Genomic DNA, 19,768 nt, shown 5'->3' on the forward strand with positions numbered 1-19,768 from the left:
GCAGTCTAGTGACGGGTGGGTCTCCTCGCAAGGCCAATATCAAAAAGTTTTGATATTGGACGATAAGTGGCGGTTATAAACAGTCGCTATAACCTTTAGACGAAGCGGTTAAAGGTTTCTGCAAGCGATTGCCGCGCAAAGCACAGGAAAAACACCTGCAAGTGACTATCTGTCATTGCCCGCAGGCGGTGGCTGAGGGAAAATGCCGGTCCTTTTTTCCGTTTCTTTTAATCACTCACTATTCAAAATCCTCAGGAGAACAGCGATGCCCAGCCGTCGTGAGCGTGCCAACGCCATTCGTGCCCTCAGCATGGATGCCGTGCAAAAAGCCAACAGCGGCCATCCCGGTGCCCCGATGGGCATGGCGGATATCGCCGAGGTACTTTGGCGTGACTACCTGAAACACAACCCGAGCAACCCATCGTTCGCCGACCGTGACCGCTTTGTGCTGTCCAACGGCCACGGCTCGATGCTGATCTACTCGCTGCTGCACCTGACCGGCTACGACGTCACCATCGATGACCTCAAGAGCTTCCGCCAGCTGCACAGCCGCACCCCGGGCCACCCGGAATTCGGCTACACCCCAGGCGTCGAGACCACTACCGGTCCCCTGGGCCAAGGCCTGGCCAACGCCGTAGGTTTCGCGCTGGCTGAAAAAGTCCTGGGCGCGCAATTCAACCGCCCTGGCCACCACATCGTTGACCACCACACCTACGTGTTCCTGGGTGATGGCTGCATGATGGAAGGCATTTCCCATGAAGTCGCTTCCCTGGCCGGTACCCTGGGCCTGGGCAAGCTGATCGCCTTCTACGATGACAACGGCATCTCCATCGACGGCGAAGTCGAAGGCTGGTTCACCGACGACACCCCTAAGCGTTTCGAAGCCTACAACTGGCAGGTGATCCGCAATGTCGACGGCCACGATCCGGAAGAAATCAAGACCGCCATCGACACCGCCCGCAAGAGCGAGCAGCCGACGCTGATCTGCTGCAAGACCACCATCGGTTTCGGTTCGCCCAACAAGCAAGGTAAAGAAGACTGCCACGGTGCCCCCCTGGGTGACGCGGAAATCGCCCTGACCCGCGCCGCGCTGAAGTGGAACCACGGTCCGTTCGAAATCCCGGCCGACATCTACGCCGAATGGGATGCCAAGGAAAAAGGCCTGGCCACCGAAGCCGAGTGGGACCAGCGCTTCGCCGCCTACTCCGCTGAATTCCCGGAATTGGCCAACGAGCTGGTACGCCGCCTGGCCGGTGACCTGCCTGCCGACTTCTCGGAAAAAGCCTCGGCCTACATCGCCGAAGTCGCGGCCAAGGGCGAGACCATCGCCAGCCGTAAAGCCAGCCAGAACACCCTGAACGCCTTTGGCCCGCTGCTGCCCGAGTTCCTCGGCGGTTCGGCCGACCTGGCCGGTTCCAACCTGACCCTGTGGAAAGGCTGCAAAGGTGTCTCGGCCGAAGACGCCAGCGGCAACTATATGTACTACGGTGTGCGCGAGTTCGGCATGAGCGCCATCATGAACGGCGTGTCCCTGCATGGCGGCCTGGTGCCTTACGGTGCGACCTTCCTGATGTTCATGGAATATGCACGTAACGCAGTCCGTATGGCGGCGCTGATGAAGAAGCGTGTGATCCATGTGTACACCCACGACTCCATCGGCCTGGGCGAAGACGGCCCGACGCACCAGCCGGTCGAGCAACTGACCAGCCTGCGTACCACGCCGAACCTGGATTGCTGGCGCCCAGCCGACGCGGTCGAATCCGCCGTGGCCTGGAAACATGCGATCGAGCGCAAGGACGGCCCTTCGGCGCTGATCTTCTCTCGTCAGAACCTGCAACACCAGGTGCGTACCGACGCGCAGATCGCCGACATCAGCCGTGGCGGCTACGTGCTCAAGGACTGCATCGGCGAGCCGGAGCTGATCCTGATCTCCACCGGTTCCGAAGTGGGCCTGACCGTCCAGGCATACGACAAGCTGACTGCCCAGGGCCGCAACGTGCGCGTTGTTTCCATGCCGTGCACCAGCGTGTTCGAAGCCCAGGATGCCGACTACAAACAGTCGGTGCTGCCGTTGCAGGTCAGCGCGCGTATCGCCATCGAAGCGGCCCACGCCGACTACTGGTACAAGTACGTGGGCCTGGAAGGCCGCGTGATCGGCATGACCACCTACGGTGAGTCGGCGCCGGCACCGGCGTTGTTCGAAGAATTCGGTTTCACCCTGGATAACATCCTGGGTCAGGCTGAAGAGCTGCTGGAAGACTAAAGCGCGAACGCGGCGGCCAATTTGGCCGCTGCACACAGATGTGCGTTGGCGACTGCCCATCGCACCCTCTGTAGGAGCGAGCTTGCTCGCGAAGAACGAGAGAGCGCCGCGTCACATCAGAAACGCTGCGTTATCGTTGACGATCTTCGCGAGCAAGCTCGCTCCTACATTGGTTAGATGGTTTATGTCGCCCCCACTGCGAGAACCCCATGCCCCAACCGCGTCCCTACAAAGTTGCACTCAACGGCTACGGCCGCATTGGTCGTTGCGTCTTGCGTGCTCTGTTCGAGCGAGGGGCGGCGGCCGGTTTTGAAATTGTCGCGATCAATGACCTGGCCGACATGGCCAGCATCGAATACCTGACACGCTTTGACTCCACCCACGGCCGCTTTCCCGGCGAAGTGCGGGTCGAAGGCGATTGTCTGCATATCAAGGGCGACTGCGTGAAAGTGTTGCGCAGTGCCACCCCCGAGGGCATCGACTGGGCGGCGCTGGGCGTCGACCTGGTGCTGGAATGCTCCGGTGCCTATAACACCCGCGCCGATGGCCAGCGTTTTCTCGATGCCGGCGCCCCGCGAGTGTTGTTTTCCCAGCCGATGGCCAGCGAGGCGGATGTCGACGCCACCATCGTCTACGGCATCAACCAGGATTGCCTCACCGGTCATGAGTTGCTGGTGTCCAATGCCTCCTGCACCACCAACTGCAGCGTACCGCTGTTGCGCCTGCTGGATCAGGCGATCGGCCTGGACTACGTGTCGATTACCACCATCCACTCGGCGATGAACGACCAGCCGGTGATCGACGCCTATCACCACGAAGACCTGCGCCGCACGCGCTCGGCGTTCCAGTCAGTGATTCCGGTGTCCACCGGCCTGGCGCGCGGCATCGAACGACTGTTGCCGGAACTTGCCGGGCGAATTCAGGCCAAAGCCGTACGGGTGCCGACGGTGAACGTGTCCTGCCTGGACATCACCATGCAAACCGTCAGCGACACCGATGCCGAGGAGGTCAACCGGATCCTGCGTGACGCCGCCACCAGCGGCCCGCTCAAGGGCCTTCTGGCCTATACCGAGTTGCCCCACGCCAGTTGTGATTTCAACCATGACCCGCATTCGGCGATTGTCGATGCCAGCCAGACCCGCGTTTCCGGCCCGAGGCTGGTGAACATCCTGGCCTGGTTCGACAACGAATGGGGGTTTGCCAACCGTATGCTGGACGTCGCAGAACACTATCTGCAAACAGCCTCTCCAAAACTTTAGCCTCAGGAATTGCCTCCCATGACCGTGTTGAAGATGACCGACCTCGATCTGCAAGGTAAGCGCGTACTGATTCGCGAAGACCTCAACGTCCCAGTCAAGGACGGTGTTGTCACCAGTGATGCGCGAATCCTGGCCTCGCTGCCGACCATCAAGCTGGCTCTGGAAAAAGGTGCGGCCGTGATGGTCTGCTCCCACCTGGGTCGTCCGACCGAAGGTGAGTTCTCCGCCGAAAACAGCCTCAAGCCTGTGGCTGACTACCTGAGCAAGGCCCTGGGCCGGGACGTGCCACTGGTGGCTGACTACCTGGGGGGCGTCGACGTCACGCCTGGCGACATCGTGTTGTTCGAAAACGTGCGCTTCAACAAAGGCGAGAAAAAGAACAGCGACGAACTGGCCCAGCAATACGCGGCCCTGTGCGACGTGTTCGTGATGGACGCTTTCGGTACCGCCCACCGCGCCGAAGGTTCGACCCATGGCGTGGCCAAGTTTGCCAAGGTCGCCGCTGCCGGCCCTCTGCTGGCTGCTGAACTGGACGCGCTGGGCAAGGCCCTGGGTGCGCCCGCACAGCCAATGGCCGCCATCGTGGCCGGCTCGAAAGTTTCCACCAAGCTGGACGTGCTCAATAGCCTCAGCCAGATCTGTAACCAGCTGATCGTCGGCGGCGGCATTGCCAACACCTTCCTGGCGGCCGCGGGTCACCCGGTGGGCAAGTCCCTGTACGAGCCGGACCTGCTCGACACCGCGCGCGCCATCGCTGCCAAGGTCAGCGTACCGCTGCCAGTGGACGTGGTCGTGGCCAAGGAATTTGCGGAAAGCGCCGAAGCGACCGTCAAGCTGATCGACGATGTGGCCGCCGACGACATGATCCTGGATATCGGCCCGCAAACCGCGGCCAACTTCGCAGAGCTGCTCAAGGCTTCCCAGACCATCCTGTGGAACGGCCCGGTGGGTGTGTTTGAGTTCGATCAGTTCGGCAATGGCACCAAAGTGCTGGCCAAGGCGATTGCCGAAAGCTCGGCATTCTCCATCGCCGGCGGCGGCGACACCCTGGCGGCCATCGACAAATATGGCGTTGCCGACCAGATCTCCTACATTTCTACCGGTGGCGGTGCGTTCCTCGAGTTCGTTGAAGGCAAGGTCCTGCCTGCCGTTGAAGTCCTGGAAAGCCGGGCCAAAGGCTAAGGCGCGCGATCAGGAAAAGGAGCATTCCCATGATCAAGTCGTTGGCACTGGTGCTCGCAGCGGGCCTGTTGGCTGGCTGCGGCAGTACGCCGAACGCTGCGCCGGAGGTTGGCAAGCCCGCGCCAGCGCAGAAAAAAAGCTGCTATCAGGCCGATTGGCAAGCCGAGACCATGCCGGTGATCAACAAGCGCATCGGCAATGAACGCCTGGAGAAATACGACTCCGCGCCCAACGGTCAGGAACAGGGTTGCCCTTGACGGGTCTGATCAACTAACCGACAGCAGTGGCGGCCTTTTGGGGCGCCGTTCGAGGATTGGCAATGAAAGGCGTTTTCGCCCTGGCAACACTGGCGTTACTGGCCGGTTGCAGCAGCATGGACATGTTCAACAAGGCAGAGTCTGCCGACAAATGGACCACTTGGACCTGCGATAGCAAGGCCGAGGTCAACTGGCGCTTTGCTAACCAGGCCCACAGCGAGGTGGATGTACGCCTCGGCGGTTCCGACCAGGTTTACCGCCTTAAGCAGGACGTTGCCGCCTCGGGCGTGCTGTACAGCAACGACCAATTGGCGTTTCACACAAAAGGTGAGGAAGGCCTGGTTTACTGGGTGGCCACCGACGATTTGATCGGGCGGGGCTGCAAGGCCCAGTAAACAGAACACGGTCTCAACATTAATGAGATCCCAATGTGGGAGGGGGCTTGCCCCCGATAGCGTTGGGTCAGCCACCCACGATGTCGACAGGTAAATCGCCATCGCGGGCAAGCCCCCTCCCACATTGATACGGTTTCAAAGTGATGTCGGCGTTGAGTCCGGCTCACAAAAAACGATTCAGCAGGCCAGGTATGCAAAGCCTGACCTTCAATAACTTGAATAGCAGCCGCCGCTACGGCAGGCTTGCACGATTAACGACCCTCGACCGGGAGAGACAACACAATGGCACTTATCAGCATGCGTCAAATGCTGGACCACGCAGCCGAATTCGGCTACGGCGTCCCAGCTTTTAACGTCAACAACCTTGAGCAGATGCGCGCCATCATGGAAGCCGCTGACAAGACCGACTCCCCTGTGATCGTCCAGGCTTCGGCCGGTGCCCGCAAATACGCCGGCGCGCCTTTCCTGCGCCACCTGATCCTCGCCGCGATCGAAGAATTCCCGCACATCCCGGTGTGCATGCACCAGGACCACGGCACCAGCCCTGACGTGTGCCAGCGCTCCATCCAACTGGGTTTCAGCTCGGTGATGATGGACGGTTCCCTTGGCGAAGACGGCAAGACCCCGACCGACTACGAGTACAACGTCCGCGTGACCCAACAAACCGTGGCCATGGCTCACGCCTGCGGCGTGTCGGTTGAAGGCGAGCTGGGCTGCCTGGGTTCCCTGGAAACCGGCATGGCCGGCGAAGAAGACGGTATTGGCGCCGAAGGCGTGCTGGATCACAGCCAGATGCTGACTGACCCGGAAGAAGCCGCTGACTTCGTCAAGAAGACCCAGGTGGATGCCCTGGCGATCGCCATCGGCACCAGCCACGGCGCCTACAAGTTCACCAAGCCGCCAACCGGCGACGTGCTGGCCATCGACCGCATCAAGGAAATCCACAGGCGCATCCCTAACACCCACCTGGTGATGCACGGTTCTTCCTCGGTACCGCAAGAGTGGCTGGCGATCATCAACCAGTACGGCGGCGACATCAAAGAAACCTACGGCGTCCCGGTTGAAGAAATCGTCGAAGGCATCAAGTACGGCGTGCGCAAGGTCAACATCGACACCGACCTGCGCCTGGCGTCCACCGGTGCGATGCGTCGCCTGATGGCCACCAACCCAAGCGAATTCGACCCACGTAAATTCTTCGGCGCAACCGTGACGGCGATGCGTGACGTGTGTATCGCTCGCTATGAAGCGTTCGGTACTGCCGGCAACGCTTCGAAGATCAAGCCTATCTCGTTGGAAGCGATGTACCAGCGTTACCTGAAAGGTGAGTTGAACGCTAAGGTGAATTAAGCCTCAGGCGTTAAAAAGAAGCCCGCAGTGATGCGGGCTTTTTTGGGTACCGAGTTAAATGAACTGAATGTTTTCCCTTTGTTGTTTTTTGATGCTTTGCTGAACATTTTAAGTTCGATCAAGTTGATAAGACAAAATGCTCGGTGCGCCCGTTGGTTCAGTTAAGTGTCGGGTGTCATTCAGATCCGTCTTGTTTAACTGTAATTAAATCCATGAGGCGTTACAGGGATCGTGCTGAACGCAATTAAACTACCGGCGCTTATTTCTAATTTATATTTAAAGCTGTCAACCTTGACAGTATCGCTCGTTGGCCATCGTGCCTAGGCTGGAGTCACTCATTAAAGAGAGGTGTACACGGCTATGTCACATCCATATCTTATAAAATCGCTTCAGTGTCTAACTGCTATTGGCGCGTTGGCGTTGATGGGGAGTGCATATGCGGCGCCGTTATCTTGCCCCGAGGTTTCAACCATCAAGGCGGTGAGCATTCAGTTTTCAGCTGAAGAAGAGGGGTGGAAGGGTGAGCAGTCCATTGACAATAAATCGATGGTCAAAGGGTTCAAGTTTATGGGCTCGGCAATCAAGCAGGGAACGGACAGCGAAACAAATTCGTCTTATTACTACGTAACCTGTGATTACAGTGGTAAAGGCAAGGATGACTATTTAAGGTTGTCCCAACGGTTTATCTTACCTCCTGGGGCTAAAGGTCCTGGTTGGAATAGGGATAAAAACAAGTGTGAAACAAGTAAGGTCGCGGACTGTGCTTTTGAGTTGGAGAATTCAAAGGGCCCAGCTCAGATGAAATTACCTGCCCAGTAGACAGGCAACCTCGTCGCGTGAAAAGTGGCGGCCGCTCTTGGTGAGCGGCCGCGCATGTGTATGCCAGTAAAGGCGGTATTGGCCACATTGTTCAGATCGCGCTCGGCGAAGTCCGCCAGGCCGAGGCGCTCAAGGGGGGGCGTCAAGGCGTTCGCGCAGGCAGGCAACGCCCACGCGAAATGAGGCGCCGCTCACTCGTGGTCGATATCCAGCTTGGCAAACGTCACCCGTGCGCCTTCCTTGCTATCCCCGCTGTTGTCCTGAACATACGCGCCAGCCTTGAAGTACAGGGGTTTGCTGCCCCACGCCGCACCGATGCGTTCGTTCCACTCACTGTCGGCGGCGTACACACTGAGCAGCCCGGCCTTGTTGAGGTTGATCACGTAGGTGAAGCTTTTTTCCAGCGGCACATTGGAAGCCACGATGATCACGCGGCTTTCATCCTCATCCGGACGCATGCGGACCTTGGCGACGATGTTGCCGGTCTGGGTTTTTTCCTTGAATTGATACTCCAGCTTGATCAGCGGCTTCTGGCTGTCATAGGCGTGAATCTGGCCGATCACCACCTTGCCGGTGGACGGTACCTGGTTGACGGTCAGCGTGGCGCGCAGGAAGTTGTCGGCGTCAGGGTAGGTCCAGTTACGCAGGCGGCCGTCGGCGTAGGTTTCACGCAGTTCGCTGCGGGGGTAGACAGCGTTTTCGGTACGGGTGCCGGTGACGGGTGTCCAGAATTGCACATTGCTCCCTTCTGCCTGGAAATATTGGTCATTGAAGCCGCTCATCAGCTTCGGGGTGTCGATGGTCGCGGGGGGCGAGCCGACCGGAATACTCAGGTTCCAGGTGGAAAGATCAATCATGGGCGTAGGCCTTTTTACAGAGGGGTGTAGGCTATGGCCCTTGGGCCAGACAGGTTCTTTATAGGCGGTCGTCACGCGCTTGTTAATTATTGCTCGGCAATTTATTGGCGCCAAAGGAATGCCAAAAAGCCATGTTGCCCATGAACCGTGGGCTGCAGGCACTGACCGTTAGTCGGCTTCCCAGGCTTTGGCGCAATGATGGCATCGCGGTGACTTCTGATTTTTGGGAACCGAGGCTAGAGTGATGCCTCAGAGTTTGTCCGGGTTTTCTGTCAGAAGTGACTGGGACAGCTCCTTTAGGAAGAGACGTAGCATGGAATGCGCACCACTCCCCGGCGATGGCAGTTCGGTTCTTCTGGTGGTCGATGACTACCCGGAAAACCTGATCAGCATGCGCGCACTTTTGCAGCGTGATGATTGGCATGTGGTGACCGCTGCTTCAGGCCTTGAAGCCCTGGAACTGCTGCTGCAGCTCGAAGTTGATCTGGTATTGCTGGATGTGATGATGCCCGGCATGGACGGCTTTGAAGTCGCCCGCCTGATGCGCGGCAACCAGCGCACACGGATGACGCCAATCATCTTCCTCAGTGCCAATGCCCAATCGCCCGCCGCCGTGCTCGAGGGCTATGCCAGCGGCGCGATCGACTACCTGTTCAAACCGTTCGACCCGCATATCCTCAAGCCCAAGGTCCAGGCGTTGCTGGAGCACCAGCGTAATCGCCGGGCGCTGCAGCGCCTGAGTCATGACCTGGAATCGGCGCGTGCCTTTAATGCCTCGGTGTTGGACAACGCCGCCGAAGGCATCCTGGTGGTGGGGGAGGGGGGAGTGATCGAGTACGCCAACCCGGCGATTTCGCGCCTGCTCAATGCCACGATCCAGGAACTGCAAGGCCAGGAGTTCCTCGGCTTCCTGCAAAAACCCCATGTACCTGCCTGGCTGGATTCGCAGATGTATGCCGGTTACCGCCAGGGCGAAACCTGGCGCTTGCATGATGCGATCCTGCGCACAGGCCGCGGCCAACAGGTGCCGGTGGCGTTGTCGTGCGCGCCGTTGCCCTCTGAGCAGAAGGCCATGGTGGTGACGGTGCTGGATATGTCCGAAATACGTCACCTGCACCAGCAACTGGAGTTTCAGGCCGTCACAGACCCGCTGACCGGGTTGCTGAATCGGCGCGGCTTCTATCAAGCAGTAGAGAGTGCGTTGTTGCGCGGCGAACGCGTCGAGCGGTCGCTGGTGTTGCTGTACCTGGACCTGGATGGGTTCAAACGGGTCAACGATTCACTGGGGCATGACGCTGGCGATCGGGTGCTGCGCTGGGTGTCGGAACAATTGCAGGGCAGCGTGCGCGCCAGCGACATTCTCGGACGCATGGGCGGCGACGAATTCACGGCATTGCTGGAGCTGGAGTTCCCGGAACAGGCCGCGAAAATTTCGGAAAAACTGATTGAGCGTGTGTCTGTTTGCCAGCAGGTCGACGGGTTGGATGTGATGCTCGGGGTCAGCATCGGCATTGCCACTTTCCCGGATTGCGGTTCTGACTTGAACGGTCTGCTGCGTGCGGCAGACATCGCCATGTACGAAGCCAAGCGTGCGGGGCGTCAGCAGTACCGCTATTACGATCAGGAAATGAACGGGCGTGCTCGTTCGCGGCTGATGCTTGAAGACAGCGTGCGCACGGCGATTCAGAACAAGGACTTCACCCTGGTGTACCAACCCCAGGTGTCCCTGGAGGACGGTCGCTTGCGCGGCGTCGAGGCGCTATTGCGCTGGCAGCACCCCAGCGTCGGTGATGTGCCGCCGGGGCTGTTTTTACCGCTGCTGGAGGAGGCCCGGCTGATCAGCCAGTTGAGTGCCTGGATTTACCTGCAGGTCGCTGCGCAGCGCCAGATGTGGCAGGTGGCTTTGGATGACGAACTGGTGCTGAGCGTGAGCCTGAGCAGCAGCCAGTTCAATATGCCGCAGCTGTCCAGCCAACTGCAGCAGGTGCTGGAGCGGCATGGGTTGCAGGGGCGGCAGTTGGAGGTGGAAATCAGCGAAGACAGCCTGATGAGCAATCTTGAGGAGTCTGCCAAGCAGCTCAAGTTGTTGCGTCAGGTCGGGGTGCGTATCGCCCTGGATGACTTTGGCTGCGGCCACTGTTCCCTGGCTCACCTGCGCGACCTGGAGTTCGACACCCTCAAGCTTGATCCGCAACTGGTCGCGCGCCTGCCGGGTTCGGCGCGGGATGCCGCACTGGCCCGCAGCATTATCCAATTGTGCGAGCACTTCGAGGTGCTGGTGATCGCCGAGGGCGTAGAGACGCAGGAGCAATCCGAGTGGCTCAAGGCCAATGGTTGCCGATTTATCCAGGGGCCATGGGCGGCGCAGCCGTTGATGGCCGAGGAAGTGCTCGTCTGGGCGCGCGCTCGCGTGCGTTGAATTCGCTACACTGGCGCCCATCCGAACCCTGTTGCAGACCCCCAATGACCGCCCTGAAATACCTCCAGGCCTACCCCGCAGCCCTCCAGGAGCAAGTGCGCCAACTGATCGCCAAGGACCAGTTGGGTGCCTACCTGGAGCAGCGTTACCCCGAGCGCCACGCCGTGCAGAGTGACAAGGCGTTGTATGCCTACGCGCTGGCCCTGAAGCAGGAGCACCTGCGCAACGCGCCGGCCATCGACAAAGTGCTGTTCGACAACCGCCTGGACCTGACCCATCGCGCCCTCGGCTTGCACACCACGATTTCCCGGGTGCAGGGCGGCAACCTGAAGTCCAAGAAAGAGATCCGCATCGCCGCGCTGTTCAAGGAGGCCGCGCCGCAGTTCCTGCGCATGATCGTGGTGCACGAGCTGGCGCACTTCAAGGAGTCGGACCACAACAAGGCGTTCTATAAACTCTGTGAGTACATGATGCCGGGCTACCATCAGGTGGAATTCGACCTGCGGGTGTACCTCACCTATCGCGACTTGCAGGGCAAGCCCTAACCGTACAAGGCGACCGACCATGGATGTGAGCAAGACCAAGAGCAGCTTTTACCGCCGTCTCTATGTGGCCTACCTGATCGACAGCGGGCAAGCCAGCAGCGTACCGGCGCTGACCGAGTTGACGGGCATGCCCCGGCGCACGGCGCAGGACACGATTGCGGCGCTGGCCGACCTGGATATCGTGTGTGAGTTCGAACAGCAAGACGGCGGCCGCAACCATGCCGGGCATTATCGGATTCGGGATTGGGGCGCGATTGATCGGCGGTGGATCGAGGTGAATCTCGGGTCCATCAAACAGGTATTGGGTTATCCCTGAGGTTCTGCGGGGATTTGGCTGACGCCATCGGGGCAAGTCGAATCGTCGCACCGCCCCTCCCACAGTTTGAACTGTGACTACATTCAAATGTGGGAGGGGGCTTGCCCCCGATGGCGGCCTCAAACGCGCCGCATACCAATATGTGGAATATCGTCTTCCAGGTATTCCTCGCCCACCACCAGAAAACCATACCGACCGTAATACCCTTGCAAATGGGCCTGGGCTGACAGGAATATCGGCGTTTCTGGCCAGATATCGTCAATCTGCCTGAGGGTTTCCTGCAGCATCAGGTGCCCCAGCCCGGTGCCGCGCGCCATGGGGGCCACGATTACCCGCCCGATCACCACGTCGCCGCCCTGGGACTCCGGGTCCAACAGGCGCAGGTAAGCCACCAACTGGTCGTCCTGCCAGGCCATCAGGTGGTGGGTATCACCTTCCAGGTCCTGCCCGTCGATGTCCTGGTAGATGCACTTCTGCTCGACGACAAAGACTTCGCTGCGCAGGCGCAGGATGGCGTAGAGCTGCTCCTTGCCCAGGTCATTGTGATGTTTGCAGACCCATTCGACTGTCATGGTGCGTTCTCTTTATCAATGTCTGTTCTGGATAGTAAGCGCGCCACGCCTTTGTGTCGAAATCAGCTATTTTTGTGAGTGACGTCAATTCGCCATCATTGTGTGCATCTGCCGTCGGCTTCTTGTGTAATCTGAACTACTGTTAGAGCCTCAGGCCTCGCCTGAGTAAGGGCTACCGCCTGCCTGCCAAGGACTTTAAGCATGCCGCGATTCTCTCGTGCCGTTGCTTTGATTGGAGTTTTATTGCTGGCCCAGCCAGTGTTCGCAGAGCGTCTGCGCCTGGTAGCGGATGCCTGGCCACCCTTTACCGATGCCACCTTGATCAATGGCGGGCTGGCCACCGACATTGTCACCACGGCCTTGGCCCGCGCCGGGTACGCCAGTGATTTCGAACAGGTGCCCTGGGCTCGCGCACTGATGGGGGTGGGCGATGGGCGCTATGACGTACTGATCAACGCCTGGTACGACGATGCTCGCACGCAGTTGGGGCAGTTTTCCGCGGAATACCTGGTGAACCGTGTGCGTTTTATCAAGCGCCGTGATGACCCGATCGAGTTCCAGAACCTTGAGCAATTGCACGATGAGCCTATCGCCGTGGTGCGCGGGTACGTGTATTCGCCGGCGTTCGACCAGGATGCGCAATTGCAGAAAGTCCCTGTGCATAACTTTGCCATGGCCGTGCGCATGCTTGCGGCGCAGCGCGTGCGGTTGACGGTGGAGGATGAATATGTGGCGCGCTATTACCTGTCACGCGAATCGGCGCGGGTGCGCAATGCGGTGGAGTTTTTGCCCAAGCCCTTGAGCGAAAATAGCCTGCATATCCTGGTCAGCCTGAAGAACCCTGAGCATGCGCAGATCGTCGCCAGCTTTGACCGCGAGATTGCCAGGATGAAGGCTGATGGCAGTTATGCGCGGTTGATGAAGGCCCATGGCATGTAGTGCCTGTGCGGGCCTCATCGGGACCAAGCCCCCGATAGCGACCTAAGCCGCGCTGGTGTCCTTGATCAAATGCGCCGCCAAGGTGCGCAACGGCCCCAACTGCCGGCAAATCAACGCCAACTGCGTTTGCACCAACCGTTGCCCTTCATCGATCTCGTCCGGCATCTGCTCCAGGTCGGTTGCCAGCGCTTCCTCGGCATCACTCTGAATCGCAATCGGCTGTTTGTTGGCCAAGCCCTCGGCGATCTCATCGATGCTTGCCGCCAGTGTCTTGCCGGCGCCGTCGATCAAATGCTCACGCACCTCGGCCGGCAGTTGGGTTTCCCGATGCGCGCCGAGCCCTGACAAGTAGCTGAGCAGGGTGTGGGACAGCACCAGGAAGCGGAAGCCCACATCGGCTTCCTTACGGAAGTGCCCCGGTTCCATCAGCATATTGGCCAAGGTGGTGGACAGGGCCGCGTCGGCGTTATGCGCATTGCGTCGAGCCAGGCGGTAGGCCAGGTCATCGCGCTTGCCGGCAGCATACTGCTGCATGATTTGGCGCAGGTAGATGCTGTTGCAGGTCAGGGTGTTGGCCAGCACTTTGTTCAGGCGGCGGCCTTGCCAGTCCGGCAGGAACAGGAACACCGCCAGGCCGGCAATCACGCTGCCCAGCAACGTATCGAACAGGCGTGGCAGGAACAACCCGTAGCCATCGCCCACTTGGTTAAAGCAGAACAGCACCATCAAGGTGATCGCCGCCGTGGCCAGGGTGTAGCGGGTGGTGCGGTTGATAAAGAACACCAGGCCTGCGGCGATGGCGAACATCGATTGCACCAGCGGGCTGGGGAACAGGTCGAACAGTGCCCAGGCCACGGTGAGGCCGATGGCCGTGCCGATGATCCGCTGACCGAGCTTGCGCCGCGTGGCGCCATAGTTGGGCTGGCAGACGAACAGGGTGGTGAGGATGATCCAGTAGCCTTGGGACGCGTGGATCGCGTGCAGGACGCCATAGCCGACGGTCAGCGCCAGGGCCAGGCGCAAGGCGTGACGGAACAGCAGCGACGTCGGTGTGAGCTGGGTGCGCAGGCGCGTCCACATCTCCTTGAGGTTGCGCGGGGCGCGGTCCAGCAGGTTGCTGTCGGTAGCGTCGGCCAGGGCGTCGGGATTGCTGGCGTCGCCCAGCAGGCGATCCAGGGTCGAGAGGTTGGCCGCCAGGGCACGCAACGAGCGCAGCAGGCCGCGCCAGGCCGGGTTGCTCTGGATGCGCAGGTGTTCCAGGGAGGCATTCAGGTCGCCCAGGGCTTCGGCGAAGTGGGCGTCATAAATGAACGGCTGGCGCAGTTGGATCGACTCGGCCAGGGCCTGGCAGGCTTTGCCTTGCTGGCGCAGCAGGCGCTGGCAGCGGAACAGCACATCGCTGTGGAAGAACGCCTCGGCCAGGGCGTTGTAGGGGTAGTGGGACGAACTGGCGCGTTCATGGATGTCCTGGGCCAGGAAGTACAGCTTGAGGTAGCGGCTGACCTTCGAACCCGGTCGGCCATTGCCGACGCGGTGCAGGATGATTTCCTTGGCCGCATTGAGCGCCGCCACCACCCGGCCATTTTGCTGGGCCAGTTCCAGGCGCCGCGCCTCCACATCCAGTTGGCGGATCGGCTCGAACAGCGACGATTTAAGCTTGAGATAATGCCCCAACTCTCGAAACAGGCGCGCCAGGCTCTGCTGTACCGGCTGGTTGGAAAACAGCACCTGCCACAGCACCGACAACACGCCGTACCAGGCGGCACCGGCCACCAGCAGCAAGGGTTCATGCCAGAAATCGCTGACGGCGCCGCCGCGCTGGTCCACGCCGATCATGGTGTAGACCGACAGGATCAAGGTGGCCGAGGCAATCGCGCCATAGCGTTCGCCCAGGGCCCCGAGCATGGTCAGGCCGAAACTGGCCAGGGCCAGGGCGACTGCGAAAATCCAGGGGTAGGGGAACAGCAACTCCACGGACAGCGCGGCGATGCTGAAACACACCAGCGTCACCGCCAGGGCATTGAGGCGGCCCTGCCAACTGTCGTCGGTCTCGGCCAGGGCACTGGCGATGATCCCCAGGAACAGTGGGATCAGCAGTGTCATTTCATCCTGGTACCAGCACAGCGCCATGCTGCCGGTAAGGGCGATGAAGACCCGCACGCTATAACTGAATTTATCCAGCGCCCACAGGCGCCGCATGGACTGCTTGAACGAGGTCGATGACATGAAGTCTGGAGTCTTCCGGGACGTTGCCGCTAAATTGAGCTATCAAGGACGCCACGGCAAGCGTGGCGATCACATCTGACAGCAAATTATTCCCAGGCACACCACAAATCAAAATGTGGGAGGGGTACATCCTTCAGACGTACTGCGCTGCGGCGTAACCCGACGCCCACGCCCACTGAAAGTTAAACCCGCCCAGGTGCCCGGTCACATCCAGCACTTCCCCAATAAAGTACAAGCCCGGGCTTTTCAGTGATTCCATGGTCTTGGACGACACTTCCCGCGTATCCACGCCGCCCAGCGTCACTTCGGCGGTGCGATAACCTTCGGTGCCTGCCGGCACCAATTGCCAGTTCCCCAGCTTGTTGGCGATATCCGCCACTTCGGCATGGGTGTACTGCTTCATCGGCTTGGACACGAACCAGGTTTCCGACAGCAAGTTGGCCATTTTCTTGGTGAAGATTTCACCCAGCAAGGTTTTCAGCTCGCTGTTGGGCCGCTCGACCTGTTGCTGTTGCAGCCAGCTGTGGGCGTCGTGGTCGGGCAGCAGGTTGATCTCGACTGTGTCGCCGGGCTCCCAGTACGAAGAAATCTGCAAGATCGCCGGGCCGCTCAGGCCGCGGTGGGTAAACAGAATGTTCTCGCGAAAGCTCTGGCCGTTGCAGCTGACCAGGCAATCCACCGAGGTGCCGGACAGCTCGCCGCACAAGTCCTTGAGCTGGTCGGTGATGGTGAACGGCACCAGCCCGGCGCGGGTCGGCAGCAGTTCGTGGCCGAACTGCCTGGCCACTTGATAGCCAAATCCGGTAGCGCCCAGGGTTGGAATCGACAGGCCGCCGGTGGCGATCACCAGGGATTCGCAGCGCAGCTCACCCAAGGTGGTCTGCAACTGGTAGCCGTTATCGAGCTTGGCGATTTCCTGGATAGACGTATCCAGGTGCAGGCTCACGCCGGTCTGGATGCATTCGTCGAGCAACATGCCGAGGATATCGCTGGACTTGTTATCGCAAAACAGTTGGCCGAGTTTCTTCTCGTGGTACGGCACGCCGTGCTTGGCCACCAGGCCGATGAAATCCCACTGGGTATAACGGGCCAGGGCGGACTTGCAGAAGTGTGCGTTGTGCGAAAGGAAGTTGGCCGGCTCGGTGTACAGGTTAGTGAAATTGCAGCGGCCACCGCCGGACATCAGGATCTTCTTGCCGGCCTTGTTGGCGTGGTCGATCAACATCACCTTGCGCCCACGCCCCGCGGCGGTCAGGGCGCACATCAAGCCTGCGGCGCCGGCGCCAATGATCACAACTTCGGTCGAGCGCACAGCAATGTCCTCATCTATGAATCAGTACGATCCCTGTAGGAGCGAGCTTGCTCGCGAAAACCCCATAGACGACACGGGCTACCTGATAGCGCTGCGTGATCGTTGACGTTTTTCGCGAGCAAGCTCGCTCCTACAAGGGGGGTGGGTTTTTTACAGGATGCGAACGCGCAACGAACGGCCCTTGATCTTGCCGTCATTCAAACGCTGCAACGCCTGCTTGGCGACGCCACGCTCCACGGCCACGAAGGCCTGGAAGTCAAAGATCGCGATCTTGCCCACCTGGGCGCCTGGGATGCCGGCTTCCCCGGTCAATGCGCCAAGGATATCGCCTGGGCGCACTTTGTCTTTACGGCCGGCGGCGATGCACAGGGTGCTCATCTGCGGCAGCAGCGGGCCACCGCTTTGCGGCTTGAGGTTGTCCAGTTGGTCCCAGTTCAACGGCGACTTTTGCAGTTGCTCGATGGCCTGGGCGCGGTGCGCTTCGGACGGCGCCACCAGGCTGATGGCGATGCCGGTCTCACCGGCACGACCGGTACGGCCGACGCGGTGGATGTGGATTTCCGAGTCGCGGGCCAGTTCGACGTTGATCACCATGTCCAGCGAGTCGATGTCCAGGCCACGGGCGGCGACGTCGGTCGCCACCAGCACCGAGGTGCTGCGGTTGGCGAACATCGCCAGTACCTGGTCGCGGTCACGCTGTTCCAGGTCGCCATGCAGGCCGACGGCGGAAATACCCTTGGACGTCAGGTGGTCGACGGTTTCCTGCACTTGCTGCTTGGTGAAGCAGAACGCCACGCACGATGCCGGGCGGAAGTGCGCGAGGACTTTCGTCACCGCGTCCATGCGCTCTTCCGGCGAGATTTCGAAGAAACGCTGCTCGATCTGGTCGTCGGAGTGGAAGGCTTCGGCTTTGACTTGCTGCGGCGCGCGCATGAACTTGGAGGCCAACTGCTTGATGCTCACCGGGTAGGTGGCCGAGAACAGCAGGGTCTGGCGGCGTGCCGGGGTCTTGCTGATGATATCTTCGATGGCGTCGTAGAAGCCCATGTCGAGCATGCGGTCGGCTTCGTCGAGGATCAGCGTGTTCAAGCCATCGAGCACCAGCGAACCCTTGCGCAGGTGCTGCTGGATACGGCCCGGGGTGCCGACGATCACATGGGCGCCATGTTCCAGGGAGGCGATCTGCGGGCCGAGGGACACGCCACCGCACAGGGTCAGCACCTTGATGTTGTCTTCGGCACGGGCCAGGCGACGGATTTCCTTGGCGACCTGGTCGGCCAGCTCACGGGTCGGGCACATCACCAGGGCCTGGCAGCCGAAGTAGCGCGGGTTGATCGGGTTCAGCAGGCCGATGCCGAAGGCGGCGGTCTTGCCACTGCCGGTCTTGGCCTGCGCGATCAGGTCCAGCCCCTTGAGGATCACCGGCAAGCTTTGCGCCTGGATCTGCGTCATCTCGGCATAACCCAGCGAGTCGAGGTTAGCCAGCATGGCGGCGGAGAGCGGCAAAGTATTAAAAGCGGTGGCGATGGTGGTCACGGGACTGGCTCTGCAAAACAAAATGTCGCGCAGTGTACCAGCCCTATGGGATTTTCCCTGCAAGTTCTCGACGAGACGCCTGCTAGTGCTCGATGTGGTGTTCGCGGCTGACCACACGTTTGCCGTCTTTTGGCGACAATTGCAGGAAGATCGCCGCCGCCAGCATCGCCATGATGCCCACCGTGAGGAAGGTCAGTTGGAACGCGCCGAGTACCGTGCTGACGCCGTCGTTGCCCGATTCGGCGGTGAAGCCCCCGAGCAACGCACCGGCGCAGGCCACCCCCAGGCTCAGGGACAATTGCGCCACCACCGACAGCAAACTGTTGCCGCTGCTGGCCTGGGCGTCGTCGAGGTCGATCAGGGTCACGGTGTTCATGGCGGTAAATTGCAGGGAGTTGATCGCCCCCAGCACCGCCAGCATGCCCAGCAACAGCGGGTAGGGTGTTTGCTCGCTGACCAGGCCCATGCTCGCCAGCATGATGCCCAGGGCCAGGGTGTTGCCGGTCAACACCACGCGATAACCCAGGCGCTCGATCAGCGGGCGCGCCACCGACTTGGCGAACATCGCCGCGGCCGCCAGGGGCAGCATGCTCATCCCGGCCTGGGACGGCGAATACCCCAGGGCCACTTGCAGCAGCAACGGCACCAGGAACGGCAAGGCACCGCTGCCCAGGCGCGCGAACAGGTTACCGAGGATGCCCACCGCAAAGGTGCGGGTCTTGAACAGCGCCGGCGAGAACAGCGGGTTATCGATATGCCCGGCGCGCAGCCAATACGCCGCCAGGCACGCCAACCCGCCGAACAGCAGCAACATCACCCGCAGGTGCGGCAGGTGCAGTTCGCCCAAGCCTTCCATGGCAATGGTGATCAGCACCATCGCTGCGCCGAACAGCAGGAAGCCGATGCCATCGAAGCGCGTACGTTCGCTGCCGCGCAGGTCGGGGATGAGTTTCCACACGGCATAGCAACCGATCATGCCCACCGGCAGGTTGATCAGGAAGATCCAGTGCCACGTCAGGTATTGCACCATCCAACCGCCCATGGTCGGGCCGAGCAAGGGCCCGAGCAGGCCGGGGATGGTAATGAAACCCATGATCCGCACCAGTTCGGAGCGGGGGTAAGCACGTAGAACCACGAGCCGGCCAACCGGCAGCATCAACGCACCGCCGAGGCCCTGGATGACCCGTGCGCCCACCAGCATGGTCAGGCTGCTGGACAGGGCACACAGCAAGGAGCCGATGCTGAACAGCATGATCGCGCCGAAGAAGATTTTCTTGGTGCCGAAGCGGTCGGCGATCCAGCCCGAGGCCGGGATCAGCAAGGCGACGGTGAGCATGTAGGCGATCACCACCCCTTGCATGCGCAGCGGGTTTTCCGCCAGGTCCCGGGCCATGGCCGGCAGTGCCGTGTTGAGAATCGTCCCATCCAGCGATTGCATGAAGAAGGCAATCGCTACTACCCAGGGGAGCCAGCGGGCAGTCTTGGCATCGAGAGGGGCACGATCTGGCATGGGGTACCTTTTTG

At 60.6% G+C, this 19,768-nt stretch carries 17 protein-coding genes; 11 read left to right on the top strand and 6 right to left on the bottom strand.

Translation table 11 applies throughout. The annotated features are described in order from the left end of the window. The first annotated feature begins 265 nt into the window (after window positions 1-265). From tkt to AC1Q6I_RS00615, 7 genes are all read left to right on the top strand, one after another. Window positions 266-2,263, top strand: coding sequence for a transketolase (gene tkt, locus AC1Q6I_RS00585; RefSeq protein WP_024077848.1), 1,998 nt, complete (start codon window positions 266-268; stop codon window positions 2,261-2,263). Window positions 2,264-2,472: 209 nt separating this feature from the next. Next, entirely contained in the window at window positions 2,473-3,522 is a 1,050-nt protein-coding gene (gene epd / locus AC1Q6I_RS00590) for an erythrose-4-phosphate dehydrogenase (protein WP_024077847.1), read from the top strand. Between the two features lie 18 nt (window positions 3,523-3,540). Then, entirely contained in the window at window positions 3,541-4,704 is a 1,164-nt protein-coding gene (locus tag AC1Q6I_RS00595; protein WP_024077846.1) for a phosphoglycerate kinase, read from the top strand. 29 nt (window positions 4,705-4,733) lie between these two features. Then, window positions 4,734-4,961 (top strand): hypothetical protein, encoded by a 228-nt coding sequence (locus AC1Q6I_RS00600; RefSeq protein WP_024077845.1) that lies wholly within the window; start codon window positions 4,734-4,736, stop codon window positions 4,959-4,961. 62 nt (window positions 4,962-5,023) lie between these two features. Then, a complete protein-coding gene (locus AC1Q6I_RS00605) occupies window positions 5,024-5,356 on the top strand; it encodes an MliC family protein (protein WP_102623699.1) in 333 nt (110 codons plus the stop codon). Window positions 5,357-5,638: 282 nt separating this feature from the next. Continuing rightward, entirely contained in the window at window positions 5,639-6,703 is a 1,065-nt protein-coding gene (gene fba / locus AC1Q6I_RS00610; RefSeq protein ID WP_102623698.1) for a class II fructose-bisphosphate aldolase, read from the top strand. A 360-nt stretch (window positions 6,704-7,063) separates the two neighbouring features. Further along, entirely contained in the window at window positions 7,064-7,522 is a 459-nt protein-coding gene (locus AC1Q6I_RS00615) for a DUF3757 domain-containing protein (protein WP_102623697.1), read from the top strand. Between the two features lie 191 nt (window positions 7,523-7,713). On the opposite strand, the gene AC1Q6I_RS00620 is transcribed toward AC1Q6I_RS00615, so the two are convergent. Beyond that, entirely contained in the window at window positions 7,714-8,379 is a 666-nt protein-coding gene (locus AC1Q6I_RS00620; RefSeq protein ID WP_069077184.1) for a polysaccharide lyase family 7 protein, read from the bottom strand. A gap of 313 nt (window positions 8,380-8,692) precedes the next feature. Between AC1Q6I_RS00620 and AC1Q6I_RS00625 the strand changes: the two genes are divergently transcribed. Genes AC1Q6I_RS00625 through AC1Q6I_RS00635 form a run of 3 tightly spaced genes read left to right on the top strand, consistent with a single transcriptional unit; the run spans window position 8,693 to window position 11,659 of the window. Further along, on the top strand, window positions 8,693-10,798 hold the full coding sequence (locus AC1Q6I_RS00625; RefSeq protein WP_024077841.1) for a putative bifunctional diguanylate cyclase/phosphodiesterase: 2,106 nt from the start codon (window positions 8,693-8,695) through the stop codon (window positions 10,796-10,798). Between the two features lie 44 nt (window positions 10,799-10,842). Beyond that, window positions 10,843-11,343 (top strand): M48 metallopeptidase family protein, encoded by a 501-nt coding sequence (locus AC1Q6I_RS00630; protein ID WP_069077183.1) that lies wholly within the window; start codon window positions 10,843-10,845, stop codon window positions 11,341-11,343. Between the two features lie 19 nt (window positions 11,344-11,362). Further along, window positions 11,363-11,659 (top strand): winged helix-turn-helix domain-containing protein, encoded by a 297-nt coding sequence (locus AC1Q6I_RS00635; RefSeq protein ID WP_024077839.1) that lies wholly within the window; start codon window positions 11,363-11,365, stop codon window positions 11,657-11,659. Between the two features lie 119 nt (window positions 11,660-11,778). On the opposite strand, the gene AC1Q6I_RS00640 is transcribed toward AC1Q6I_RS00635, so the two are convergent. Continuing rightward, window positions 11,779-12,231 carry a GNAT family N-acetyltransferase gene (locus tag AC1Q6I_RS00640; RefSeq protein ID WP_102623696.1) on the bottom strand — a complete coding sequence of 151 codons (453 nt, stop codon included), beginning with the start codon at window positions 12,229-12,231 and terminating at the stop codon, window positions 11,779-11,781. A 201-nt stretch (window positions 12,232-12,432) separates the two neighbouring features. Between AC1Q6I_RS00640 and AC1Q6I_RS00645 the strand changes: the two genes are divergently transcribed. Further along, window positions 12,433-13,170, top strand: coding sequence for a substrate-binding periplasmic protein (locus AC1Q6I_RS00645; RefSeq protein ID WP_024077837.1), 738 nt, complete (start codon window positions 12,433-12,435; stop codon window positions 13,168-13,170). Window positions 13,171-13,212: 42 nt separating this feature from the next. Here the strand turns inward: AC1Q6I_RS00645 and yccS are convergent, their stop codons facing one another. The 4 genes from yccS to mdtD form a co-directional block, all read right to left on the bottom strand. Then, window positions 13,213-15,396, bottom strand: coding sequence for a YccS family putative transporter (gene yccS / locus AC1Q6I_RS00650; protein ID WP_024077836.1), 2,184 nt, complete (start codon window positions 15,394-15,396; stop codon window positions 13,213-13,215). Window positions 15,397-15,529: 133 nt separating this feature from the next. Beyond that, on the bottom strand, window positions 15,530-16,708 hold the full coding sequence (locus AC1Q6I_RS00655) for a BaiN/RdsA family NAD(P)/FAD-dependent oxidoreductase (RefSeq protein ID WP_102623695.1): 1,179 nt from the start codon (window positions 16,706-16,708) through the stop codon (window positions 15,530-15,532). A 150-nt stretch (window positions 16,709-16,858) separates the two neighbouring features. Beyond that, window positions 16,859-18,196 (bottom strand): ATP-dependent RNA helicase DbpA, encoded by a 1,338-nt coding sequence (gene dbpA / locus AC1Q6I_RS00660; RefSeq protein ID WP_236646017.1) that lies wholly within the window; start codon window positions 18,194-18,196, stop codon window positions 16,859-16,861. A gap of 130 nt (window positions 18,197-18,326) precedes the next feature. Further along, window positions 18,327-19,754: a multidrug transporter subunit MdtD gene (gene mdtD / locus AC1Q6I_RS00665; protein WP_024077833.1), complete on the bottom strand. Its 1,428-nt coding sequence runs from the start codon at window positions 19,752-19,754 to the stop codon at window positions 18,327-18,329. Window positions 19,755-19,768: the final 14 nt, after the last annotated feature.

It is taken from the genome of Pseudomonas sp. MPR-R2A5 (assembly GCF_058793055.1).

Excerpts from the sequence above, each read along its gene's own strand:
- tkt (WP_024077848.1), top strand. The coding sequence starts at position 266 with ATGCCCAGCCGTCGTGAGCGTGCCAACGCCATTCGTGCCCTCAGCATG.
- epd (WP_024077847.1), top strand. The coding sequence starts at position 2,473 with ATGCCCCAACCGCGTCCCTACAAAGTTGCACTCAACGGCTACGGCCGC.
- AC1Q6I_RS00595 (WP_024077846.1), top strand. The coding sequence starts at position 3,541 with ATGACCGTGTTGAAGATGACCGACCTCGATCTGCAAGGTAAGCGCGTA.
- AC1Q6I_RS00600 (WP_024077845.1), top strand. The coding sequence starts at position 4,734 with ATGATCAAGTCGTTGGCACTGGTGCTCGCAGCGGGCCTGTTGGCTGGC.
- AC1Q6I_RS00605 (WP_102623699.1), top strand. The coding sequence starts at position 5,024 with ATGAAAGGCGTTTTCGCCCTGGCAACACTGGCGTTACTGGCCGGTTGC.
- fba (WP_102623698.1), top strand. The coding sequence starts at position 5,639 with ATGGCACTTATCAGCATGCGTCAAATGCTGGACCACGCAGCCGAATTC.
- AC1Q6I_RS00615 (WP_102623697.1), top strand. The coding sequence starts at position 7,064 with ATGTCACATCCATATCTTATAAAATCGCTTCAGTGTCTAACTGCTATT.
- AC1Q6I_RS00620 (WP_069077184.1), bottom strand. The coding sequence starts at position 8,379 with ATGATTGATCTTTCCACCTGGAACCTGAGTATTCCGGTCGGCTCGCCC.
- AC1Q6I_RS00625 (WP_024077841.1), top strand. The coding sequence starts at position 8,693 with ATGGAATGCGCACCACTCCCCGGCGATGGCAGTTCGGTTCTTCTGGTG.
- AC1Q6I_RS00630 (WP_069077183.1), top strand. The coding sequence starts at position 10,843 with ATGACCGCCCTGAAATACCTCCAGGCCTACCCCGCAGCCCTCCAGGAG.
- AC1Q6I_RS00635 (WP_024077839.1), top strand. The coding sequence starts at position 11,363 with ATGGATGTGAGCAAGACCAAGAGCAGCTTTTACCGCCGTCTCTATGTG.
- AC1Q6I_RS00640 (WP_102623696.1), bottom strand. The coding sequence starts at position 12,231 with ATGACAGTCGAATGGGTCTGCAAACATCACAATGACCTGGGCAAGGAG.
- AC1Q6I_RS00645 (WP_024077837.1), top strand. The coding sequence starts at position 12,433 with ATGCCGCGATTCTCTCGTGCCGTTGCTTTGATTGGAGTTTTATTGCTG.
- yccS (WP_024077836.1), bottom strand. The coding sequence starts at position 15,396 with ATGTCATCGACCTCGTTCAAGCAGTCCATGCGGCGCCTGTGGGCGCTG.
- dbpA (WP_236646017.1), bottom strand. The coding sequence starts at position 18,196 with ATGCTGGCTAACCTCGACTCGCTGGGTTATGCCGAGATGACGCAGATC.
- mdtD (WP_024077833.1), bottom strand. The coding sequence starts at position 19,754 with ATGCCAGATCGTGCCCCTCTCGATGCCAAGACTGCCCGCTGGCTCCCC.